We start from the raw sequence: 10,097 nt of genomic DNA, 5'->3' as shown, positions 1-10,097 counted from the left end.
ATTCCGAACCCGGAAGCTAAGCCTTACAGCGCCGATGGTACTGCAGGGGGGACCCTGTGGGAGAGTAGGACACCGCCGAACAAATTTTGAGAAAGAGCCCCACACCTTCCGGTGTGGGGCTCTTTCGCGTTTTAGGCGCTTTTTTATTCGTGGGGAAATCGGCAGGCCCGCCGGCGGGCCTGCCGTCCAGTTTCAGAGCCGGCCCGCCGCTTTCAAGGCCAGGTATGCGTCGGCCAGCGCGGGAGCGAGATCTTCAGGCGTCGCGTCCACAACCGTCACACCGTGCCGACGGAGCTGCTCCGCCGTGCGGTGCCGTTCGCTCTGCGCCTGTGCCGCTGCCGCCGCCTCGTACACCGCGTCGGCGTTTCCGCGTGCCGTCGCCATCCGGGCGACATGTGGGTCGGCCACAGAAGCGAGCAGAACCGTATGGCGCTGGGTCAGCTGGGAGAGCACGGGAAGCAGACCCTGTTCGACCGGTGCCGCGTCGAGCGTCGTCAGAAGGACGATCAGGGAACGGCGTGGAGCCGTACGGAGCGCTGTGGCCGTGAGCCCGCGCGCGTCCGTCTCGACGAGCTCCGGTTCCAGTGTGGCCATCGCGGTGACCAGGGATGGGAGGACATCGCCTGCGGCGCGGCCCTGGACGAGGGCACGGACACGGCGGTCGTAGGCGAGCAGATCCACGCGGTCGCCCGCGCGGGAGGCGAGGGCGCCGAGGAGTAGTGCCGCGTCCATCGAGGCGTCCAGGCGTGGGGCGTCGCCAACACGGCCGGCGGAGGTGCGGCCGGTGTCGAGGACCAGGAGGATGTGCCGGTCGCGTTCGGGACGCCAGGTGCGTACGGCGACCGCCGACTGCCGGGCCGTGGCTCGCCAGTCGATGGAACGGGTGTCGTCGCCGGGAACGTACTCGCGCAGGCTGTCGAATTCGGTGCCCTCGCCGCGGGTCAGGACGCTGGTGCGGCCGTCGAGTTCACGCAATCGGGCGAGTTTCGACGGCAGGTGCTTGCGGCTGGTGAACGGGGGCAGAACCCGTACGGTCCAGGGCACCTTGTGGCCGCCCTGGCGGGAGAACAGACCCAGGGGGCCGTATGAGCGGATCGTGACGCGGTCTGCCTGGCGGTCGCCACGGCGGGTGGGGCGCAGGCGGGTCGTGACGCGTCGGCGTTCGCCCGGTGGGACGGTGAGGTGGTGGCGGGAAGCTTCGATCTCCGACCCGGGCTCCCAACTGCTGGGCGGCCAGCCGTCCCTGAGTCGGGCCCGGAGGGTGCGTCCGGACGGGTTGGTCACGGTCAGTGTGATGTCGGCGGTCTCGCCGAGGCGCGCGGACGTGTCGCCGGAGCGGGAAAGCACGAGGCGCCGTACCGGAGCGGCCAGGGCGAAGTCGCAGGCGCAGGCCAGGGCGAGCGGGCCGTTGACGGCGAGGAAGCCCGTCCAGCTCGGTTCCCAGATGCCGATGGGGATCGATCCGATGGCCGCGAGGAGGGCGGCGCGTCCGGTGAGAGGCATCAGCGGGGGACCGGGACGTGGGCGAGGATCGCGTTGATGACGGAGTCGGCCGTCACGCCCTCCATCTCGGCCTCGGGGCGGAGCTGGACGCGGTGGCGGAGGGTGGGCAGGGCGAGGGCCTTGACGTCGTCGGGGATGACGTAGTCGCGGCCGGTCAGCCACGCCCAGGCGCGCGAGGTGGCGAGAAGTGCGGTGGCGCCGCGCGGGGAGACGCCGAGGGTGAGGGACGGCGACTCGCGGGTGGCACGGCAGATGTCCACCACGTATGCGGTGATCTCGGGGGAGACGGTCGTCTTGGCGACCGCGGCGCGGGCGGCTTCGAGGTCGGCGGGGCCGGCCACGGGTCGTACGCCGGCGGCGCGCAGGTCGCGCGGGTTGAAGCCCTCGGCGTGGCGGGTGAGGACGTCGATCTCATCCTGGCGGGAGGGAAGAGGGATCGTCAGTTTGAGGAGGAAGCGGTCGAGTTGGGCTTCGGGGAGGGGGTACGTGCCCTCGTACTCGACCGGGTTCTGGGTCGCGGCGACCAGGAACGGGTCAGGGAGCGGGCGCGGTGTGCCGTCCACCGTGACCTGGCGTTCCTCCATGGCTTCGAGAAGGGACGACTGGGTCTTGGGCGGGGTGCGGTTGATCTCGTCCGCGAGGAGGAGGTTGGTGAAGACCGGGCCGGCCTGGAAGGAGAACTCGGCGGTGCGGGTGTCGTAGACGAGGGAGCCCGTGATGTCGCTGGGCATGAGGTCGGGGGTGAACTGGACGCGCTTGGTCTCCAGTTCGAGTGCGGACGCGAGGGCGCGCACGAGCAACGTTTTCGCTACTCCGGGGACTCCTTCTAGTAGTACGTGTCCGCGGCAGAGGAGAGCGACGACGAGGCCGGTCACGGCGGGGTCCTGGCCGACCACGGCTTTGGCGATCTCGGCGCGCAGGGCCTCCAGGGAGGCTCGGGCGTCGGCCGGGTTCCCGGTGTTCCCGGCGTTGTCGGTGGTCGGGTCCATCATGGACGGCGTACCTCTCTTTCGAGGGCGTCGAGTTGGTCGGTGAGGGCGACGAGGGCCGTGTCGTCGCCGGGCGGCGGTCCGAAGAGGAGGGAGTGCAGGGCCTGGCCGTCGCCGTGGAGGTGGGCGGAGAGGGCGGGGAGCAGGGCTTCGGGCGCGTCCGCCTGGGAGACGGGGACGCCGACGAGGGGGGCGAGGCGGGTGCGAGCGGTGGAGCGAAGAGCGGCGGCCGCGCGGTCGCGGGCGTTGGCTTTGCGGTAGAGGCGCGCGCGGCCTTCGACGGTTTCGGAGGCGCGGATCGCCACGGGGAGTTTCTCGGGTACCAGAGGGCCCAGTCGGCGTGCCCGCCAGAAGGCGGCCAGGACCGCGGCGAAGAAGAGCTGGAGTGTGCCCCAGAGCCAGCCGGAGGGGAGCAGGTCGAACAGGGACTTCTGGTCGCCCGTGCCGGCGGCCGAGGCGTCTGAGAGCGAGGGGAGGTACCAGACCAGATGGTGGCGGGAACCGAGGAGTTGGAGGGCGAGCGAGGCGTTGCCCTGTTCGTCGAGCCGGTCGTTGAGCAGGATGTCGGGCGCGCCGAGGACGATGGTGTCGCCGCCGCCGGAGGCCGCGGGCACGCGGATCAGCGTGGCCAGACGCTGGCTGGGGTAGCAGGAGTCGGCGTCGAGGTGGGTGGTGGTGTAGCGGATGCCACCGGTGTCGGCGCTGCCCGCGCGGCGGGCCTCGGCCAGGCTGCAGTGGGGGTCGAGCGTGGACTTCAGGCTGGTGGCGGGGTCGGCGGTGACGCCGGGGGCGAGCCGTTCGACGGACGTGCCGCCGGCGGCGACCAGGATCGTGCGGCCGCCCGATCCGGCGGTCGACATCCGCAGTTGGGACTGCTGACCCGGGGTGAGCAGGTCGGGGACGGCGACGAGCAGGGTGGTGTCGCGGCCGGCCGCGGCCCGGGCCTCGGCAAGGGTGGTGACCACACGGGTGGACACGCCCCGGTCGGCGAGGAGTTCGGCGACGGCGCGGCTGCCGTAGGGGTCGGCGGAGCGCGGGTCGAGGTCTCCGTGCCTGCTGTCGGAGCGGACGACTGCGATGGCCACGGCACCGGCCAGCAGGAGCACCACGGCGAGGACGATGCCCCGGCTCCGGGTCCACACCTGACAGGTGGTGGGCGCGGTGGAGGTGGGCGGAAGGGCTAGGCCGGTGGTCATTCGGCGGCCCCCTGGCGGGTGTTGTGGGCCGTGCTCGGGGTACTGCTGGCGAGCATTGGTTTGGCGCGTTCCAGGTCGCGGTCGAGTTCGGCGATGCGCTCGTACGACGCCTGGGTCGCCCTGCGGCCGCCGTACGTCACGTCGTCGAAGTCCCGGGCGGCGGCGCGCAGCCGGTCCGTGTGGGCGGGCAGGACGCGGCCGGCTTCGGCAGCGGCCTCGTCGGCGGTGCGGCCCGGGCGGACGTCGAGCAGGGCGCGTTCCTCCAGGGCGCGGACGACGGCGCGCATGCGTTCCTGGAGGGCCTGGTTCCAGTGGCCCTGGGCGGCGTGCGCCTCGGCGGCCGCGCGGTGTTCGGCGGCGCTGCGGGGGCGGTCGTCGAACAGGGCGGCGGCGGAGACGGGCCGGCGGCGTGGGGTGCCCAGGCGCCACCACAGGGCGCCGAGGACGGCGACGACGGCCAGGACCACGACGACGAGGCCCAGCGTGCCTCCGGGCGTCGCGGACGCGGCGGCGGAGAGCAGGCGGTCGACCCAGTCCAGGAAGGCGTTCAGGGCGCGCTGGAACAGCCCGGGGTCGTTCTCGTGGTACATCCGCTTGGACAGCTCATGCCGTGCCGCCTCCCGCGCGGGGTCGCGCGGGATCGTCACGGGCGGCTCGTCGCCCGAGCCGGACAGCGACAGCAGGGCCGTCTCCCGGGCCCGTTGCAGGCCGCGTACGGCCTCGCCTGCGGCGCGCGGCAGGGCCGCGGGCACCGCTGTGAGAACTCCCCCCGTCGGACTCACCGCATCAGCTCCCCGGGACGGTGCCGGGGGTGCTGGTGCCGTAGTTCTCGACACCGGCGGCGCGGGCCAGTTCGAGGTCGAGGGCCTCGCGGCGGATGCGCTGGTCGATGTAGAGGAGCACGGTGACGCCCGCGTTGATCGGGAAGGTGAGCATGGAGCCGATCACCGAGCCGATGCCGCTGACGATGAGAAACGTCCAGCCGACGTTGGAGTTGGTGCTGTCCAGGAAGCCGGAGAAGCCGTCGCCGCTGAGGATGGCGGCGCCTACGGCGAAGGGGATGACGGCGATCGAGGAGACGATGTTGGCGATGATCGTCGCCAGGATCTGGATGCCGAAGACCCGCCACCAGGAGCCGCGGACCAGCTTGACGGAGCGCCCCAGCGACTTCGTGATGCCCTGCTTCTCCAGCATCAGCGCGGGGGAGGCCAGGGCGAAGCGGATCATCAGCCAGAGGGTGACGACGCAGCCCGCGAGGATGCCCACGACGAGCAGTGCGGCGATGGCGCCGCCGGGGCCGCCGGCGATCGCGACGACGATGCCGGGCAGTGCGCCGACGAGCAGGACGCCGACCGCGATGAGTCCCATCAGGACGATGAGGCCGAACAGCTTGACGACCTGCGGGCGCGCGTCGCGCCAGGCCTCGCGGGTGGTCACGGACCTGCCGAGCACGGCGCGGCTGGTGACGGTTGTCAGCAGGGCCGTCGCGATGATGGTGCCGACCAGTGTGATCAGCAGGACGGCGCCCGAGCTGGCCGTGACCTCGCCCGCGGCGCGGGCCACCTCGCTGAAGGAGGCGCTCGGGTCGTTGAGGGTGTCGGTGGTCTCGGTGTCGTTGAGGACGAGGCCCTGGAGGAGGATCACCGCGACCTGCGTGACGACGGCGACCGTCAGCGAGATGCCGAGGACCGTGCGCCAGTAGGTGCGCATGGTGGAGACGGCGCCGTCGAGGATCTCGCCGACGCCGAGTGGGCGCAGCGGGATCACGCCGGGCTTGGCGGCGGGCGGAGGGCCGCCCCAGCCGCCGCCCCAGGCTCCGTATCCGCCGGGCGGACCGTATCCGCCGGGTCCACCGGGGCCGCCGTAGCCTCCATAGCCGCCGCCGGGGGCCTGGCTGCCCCAGCCGGGGCCGGGGGGTGGGGGCGGCGGTGCCTGGCCTGGTGCCGGGGCGCCCGTGGGCGCGGACCACTGGCCGGGCGGGGGCTGGTCCTTGGACCACTTCGAGCCGGAGCCCTGTGGGTCCGTGCCCGGTTGATCGGTGGGCTGCTCGGCAGGGCCTGCGGGGACGGGGCGGTCGGCAGGGGCGGACGCGCCGGGTTCCCGCCCGTCGGACGGGGCGGATCCGGGCGAGGCCCAGCCCGGAGTGTCGTTCATCGAAGCTCCTTCACGGTGCCCGTCCGCGGTCGCGGTGGCAGGTTGGCTGCCATCGTGCCATGGGGTGGTCACCCAGTGACCTGCCGCGGTACAGGCTCCGCACCTTCAATTGTCCGCCGTATACGGGGCAGACTGACCGCATGGCTGATCAGTACGCGCAAACCGGCGAGGACAAGCGGCCGACAGGAATGCCCGTGATCCGGTGGGAGGAGCCGCCCGAGGGCCCCGTAGTGGTCCTTCTTGACCAGACCAGACTGCCGGCCGAGGAGGTCGAGCTGGTGTGTACGGATGCGTCCGCGCTGGTGGAGGCGATCCGGACGCTCGCGGTGCGCGGGGCGCCGCTGCTCGGGATAGCGGGGGCGTACGGCGTCGCGCTCGCCGCCGTGCGGGGATTCGACGTGGACGAGGCCGCGGTGGCGCTGGCGGGTGCCCGGCCGACGGCCGTGAACCTTTCCGTCGGGGTGCGCAGGGCCGCGTCGGCCTACCGGGCGGCTCTGGCCAAGGGCGGTGACAGCGGGGCTGCGGCCGTGGCGGCACTGGTTGCCGCGCGGGCGCTGCACCGGGAGGACGCCGAGGCCAGCGCCCGGATGGCGGGACACGGGCTGGCGCTGCTGGACGAGTTGCTGCCGGGCGGCGGGCATCGGATCCTGACGCACTGCAACACCGGGTCGCTGGTGTCGGGAGGCGAGGGGACGGCGTTCGCGGTGGCCCTCGAAGCGCATCGCGTGGGGCGGCTGCGGCGGCTCTGGGTGGACGAAACGCGTCCGTTGCTGCAAGGCGCTCGCCTGACGGCCTACGAGGCGGCTCGCAGCGGCATGACGTACACCTTGCTCACCGACAACGCGGCCGGTTCGCTGTTCGCTGCGGGAGAGGTGGACGCGGTGCTGATCGGGGCCGACCGGATCGCGGCCGACGGCTCGGTGGCGAACAAGGTGGGGAGCTATCCGCTCGCGGTGCTGGCCCGGTACCACCACGTGCCGTTCATCGTGGTGGCGCCGGTGACGACAGTGGATCTGGAGACGCCGGACGGTGCGTCCATCGAGGTCGAACAGCGTCCCGGATATGAGGTGACCGAGGTCACAGCACCGCAGGTGCCGATCACGGGAGCGGGAGGCGGGATTCCGGTGGCACCTCTGGGGACCCAGGCGTACAACCCGGCGTTCGACGTGACGCCGCCCGAGTTGGTGACGGCGATCGTCACCGAGGAAGGCGCCGTTTCGCCCGTGACGGCCGAGGCCCTCGCCGGGCTGTGTGCCAGGTCCCGCCAGGTCACGATCAGCTGACCGGACGATGGCGGCCCGACGACGGCAGCGGCCCCTCGACCTGTGGCGATTCGCAGACGAAGGGGCCGTGACGTCAGAGGGTGACGTCCGTGGGCCGCCCCATCAGCCGGTTGCCCGTCTGCGAACGGGCCGGCATCCCTCACTGACATCGACGTCGGCGGGCGGGGGCAGACAGTTACGGCCCCCTGCGGCTATCGTCACTTGCCGGTGACCCTGGTCACCTGCGCAACCTTCACTGTTATGAGAATGGGATGATGTCGTTTATGAAGGGACGAGTCCTTGTCGTCGACGACGACACCGCACTGGCCGAGATGCTCGGCATTGTGTTGCGTGGTGAAGGTTTTGAGCCGTCTTTCGTAGCCGACGGCGACAAGGCGCTGGCCGCTTTCCGTGAGACCAAGCCCGATCTGGTGCTGCTGGACCTGATGCTGCCCGGTCGGGACGGTATCGAGGTGTGCCGTCTGATCAGGGCGGAGTCCGGGGTACCGATCGTGATGCTCACAGCGAAGAGCGACACCGTCGATGTGGTCGTGGGCCTGGAATCGGGCGCGGACGACTACATCGTGAAGCCGTTCAAGCCGAAGGAGCTGGTCGCCCGGATCCGGGCCAGGCTGCGGAGGTCCGAGGAGCCGGCGCCGGAGCAGCTCGCCATAGGTGACCTGGTCATCGACGTGGCCGGGCACTCGGTGAAGCGGGACGGGCAGTCGATCGCGCTGACCCCGCTGGAGTTCGACCTGCTGGTCGCGCTCGCCCGCAAGCCGTGGCAGGTGTTCACGCGTGAGGTGCTCCTGGAACAGGTCTGGGGCTACCGGCACGCGGCGGACACCCGTCTGGTCAACGTTCACGTCCAGCGGCTGCGCTCCAAGGTCGAGAAGGACCCGGAGCGGCCGGAGATCGTGGTGACCGTCCGTGGTGTCGGATACAAGGCCGGACCGAGCTGACATGTCCGGGGACAGTGCCGCTTCGGCCCCCGGCCGGTCCGGGGACCGTCCGGAGCGGCCTGTCGGCGGAAAGAGGCCCCGTTCGCGCTGGGCACTGCTCTTCGAGGGCGGCATGCTGCAGGGCGGGGTCCAGGGCAGCCCGGTGCTGCGGCTGTTCATGCGCTGGGTGCGGCGGCCGCTGCTGCCGGTCATGCGGCTGTGGCGGCGCAACATCCAGCTCAAGGTCGTCGTCACCACCCTGCTGATGTCGCTGGGCGTCGTTCTGCTGCTCGGATTCGTCGTCATCGGGCAGGTGCGCAACGGCCTGCTGGACGCCAAGGTGAAGGCCTCGCAGAGCCAGGCCACCGGCGGTTTCGCGGTGGCCAAGCAGAAGGCCGACGAGGCCGCGGCCGGCACCGGTGACACCGCCGTGTCGGCGGACGGACGGCAGTCGCAGAACCTCACCCCGTGGATGAGCGACCTCGTCGAGTCCCTCTCCAGCGGTGGTCAGGGCGCCTTCGACGTGGTGACGCTGCCCGCGGGCGACAACACCGGCGGCGGGCGCGGACCGCGCGCCTCCGGCCAGGTCGACCCGACGTCCAGCGTGCCCGACGACCTGCGCACGCGGATCAACGCCAACATGACGGCCGCGCAGAGCTACACGCGGATCGTCTACAAGGACAGCGACAAGGAGTCGCAGCCCGCCCTGGTCATCGGCAAGCAGGTCAACGACCCGAACGGCGACCCGTACGAGCTGTACTACCTCTTCCCGCTCACCCAGGAGGAGAAGTCCCTCAGCCTGGTCAAGGGCACGCTCGCGACCGCCGGGCTCTTCGTCGTCGTACTGCTCGGGGCCATCGCCTGGCTGGTGGTTCGGCAGGTCGTCACGCCGGTGCGGATGGCGGCCGGGATCGCCGAGCGGCTGTCCGCCGGGCGGCTCCAGGAGCGGATGAAGGTCACCGGCGAGGACGACATCGCACGGCTCGGCGAGGCCTTCAACAAGATGGCGCAGAACCTCCAGTTGAAGATCCAGCAGCTGGAGGACCTGTCGCGGATGCAGCGCCGGTTCGTGTCGGACGTGTCGCACGAGCTGCGTACGCCGTTGACGACCGTGCGGATGGCGGCCGACGTCATCCACGAGGCGCGCGAGGACTTCGACCCGGTGACCGCGCGGTCCGCGGAGCTCCTCGCCGACCAGCTGGACCGGTTCGAGTCGCTCCTCGCCGACCTGCTGGAGATCAGCCGCTTCGACGCGGGCGCGGCGACGCTGGAGGCCGAGCCGATAGACCTCAGGGAGGTCGTACGGCGGGTGGTCAGCGGGGCCGCGCCGCTCGCGGAGCGCAAGGGCACGCACATACGTGTGCTCGGCGACCTGCAGCCCGTGGTCGCCGAGGCGGACGCCCGGCGCGTGGAGCGGGTGCTGCGCAACCTGGTGGTCAACGCCGTGGAGCACGGCGAGGGCAAGGACGTGGTCGTGAAGCTGGCCTCGGCCGGCGGGGCGGTCGCGATCGCGGTGCGCGACTACGGCGTCGGGCTCAAGCCCGGCGAGGCGACCCGGGTCTTCAGCCGTTTCTGGCGGGCGGACCCGGCACGCGCGCGTACCACCGGCGGTACGGGCCTGGGGCTGTCGATCGCCCTGGAGGACGCGCGGCTGCACGGCGGCTGGCTGCAGGCGTGGGGGGAACCGGGTGGCGGTTCGCAGTTCCGGCTGACGCTGCCGAGGACCGCTGACGAGCCGCTGCGAGGCTCGCCGATACCCCTGGAACCCAAGGACTCCCGGCGCAACCGGGGCCTTGGCGACGCCGGTCTGCCGAGCGGCGGTGAGGACAAGCGGGCCACCGTGCCGGTGCAGTCCGGCGGCGGACAGGGGGCGGCGCTCACTCCCATGACACAGCGGATGGCCACCGTGGCCCCGACCGCCGACCCCACCGCGCTGCCCGGCAGTGGTGCGCGGGTGGTGCCGAGGCCCAGCGGGGGCGCGCGGCGCCAGGAGGGCACGCCGGGGACCGGCCCGGCGGACGACGGGAGCGTCGGTGGGCCGGACTAGTCGAA

Annotated in this window: 8 protein-coding genes and 1 rRNA gene; 4 read left to right on the top strand and 5 right to left on the bottom strand. The window is 71.9% G+C overall.

Annotation, left to right across the window (positions count from 1 at the left end; all coding sequences use genetic code 11):
• A 5S ribosomal RNA gene (rrf, locus tag ACZ4N4_RS44850) occupies positions 1 to 81 on the top strand; the annotation flags it as partial.
• A 111-nt stretch (positions 82 to 192) separates the two neighbouring features.
• Here the strand turns inward: rrf and ACZ4N4_RS44845 are convergent.
• From ACZ4N4_RS44845 to ACZ4N4_RS44825, 5 genes are read right to left on the bottom strand one after another with little or no spacing between them, the layout of a single operon-like run.
• Entirely contained in the window at positions 193 to 1,503 is a 1,311-nt protein-coding gene (locus tag ACZ4N4_RS44845) for a DUF58 domain-containing protein (protein WP_467600217.1), read from the bottom strand.
• Positions 1,503 to 2,492, bottom strand: coding sequence for an AAA family ATPase (locus tag ACZ4N4_RS44840; RefSeq protein ID WP_467600223.1), 990 nt, complete (start codon positions 2,490 to 2,492; stop codon positions 1,503 to 1,505). The genes ACZ4N4_RS44845 and ACZ4N4_RS44840 overlap by 1 nt, the downstream gene beginning before the upstream one ends.
• Entirely contained in the window at positions 2,492 to 3,688 is a 1,197-nt protein-coding gene (locus ACZ4N4_RS44835) for a DUF4350 domain-containing protein (protein ID WP_467600214.1), read from the bottom strand. Before ACZ4N4_RS44835 ends, ACZ4N4_RS44840 begins: the two co-directional genes overlap by 1 nt.
• The gene (locus ACZ4N4_RS44830; RefSeq protein WP_453579253.1) at positions 3,685 to 4,440 is read right to left on the bottom strand and encodes a DUF4129 domain-containing protein; all 756 of its coding nucleotides are present in this window, start codon (positions 4,438 to 4,440) and stop codon (positions 3,685 to 3,687) included. Before ACZ4N4_RS44830 ends, ACZ4N4_RS44835 begins: the two co-directional genes overlap by 4 nt.
• Positions 4,441 to 4,474: 34 nt before the next feature.
• Positions 4,475 to 5,842, bottom strand: coding sequence for a DUF7847 domain-containing protein (locus ACZ4N4_RS44825; protein WP_467600211.1), 1,368 nt, complete (start codon positions 5,840 to 5,842; stop codon positions 4,475 to 4,477).
• Between the two features lie 140 nt (positions 5,843 to 5,982).
• Between ACZ4N4_RS44825 and mtnA the strand changes: the two genes are divergently transcribed.
• The 3 genes from mtnA to mtrB all read left to right on the top strand — a co-directional run bounded on the left by mtnA (position 5,983) and on the right by mtrB (position 10,092).
• Positions 5,983 to 7,125: an S-methyl-5-thioribose-1-phosphate isomerase gene (mtnA, locus tag ACZ4N4_RS44820; RefSeq protein WP_467600208.1), complete on the top strand. Its 1,143-nt coding sequence runs from the start codon at positions 5,983 to 5,985 to the stop codon at positions 7,123 to 7,125.
• Between the two features lie 251 nt (positions 7,126 to 7,376).
• Complete coding sequence (gene mtrA, locus ACZ4N4_RS44815; protein ID WP_015659998.1) at positions 7,377 to 8,066, top strand: two-component system response regulator MtrA; 690 nt, start codon at positions 7,377 to 7,379, stop codon at positions 8,064 to 8,066.
• A 1-nt stretch (position 8,067) separates the two neighbouring features.
• Positions 8,068 to 10,092 (top strand): MtrAB system histidine kinase MtrB, encoded by a 2,025-nt coding sequence (gene mtrB, locus ACZ4N4_RS44810; protein WP_467600204.1) that lies wholly within the window; start codon positions 8,068 to 8,070, stop codon positions 10,090 to 10,092.
• The last annotated feature ends 5 nt before the right edge of the window (positions 10,093 to 10,097 follow it).

The sequence above is a fragment of the Streptomyces sp. NPDC026538 genome (assembly GCF_055567535.1).
Note: the sequence above shows the minus strand (reverse complement) of the source record. Positions and strands in the feature narration are given on the sequence as shown.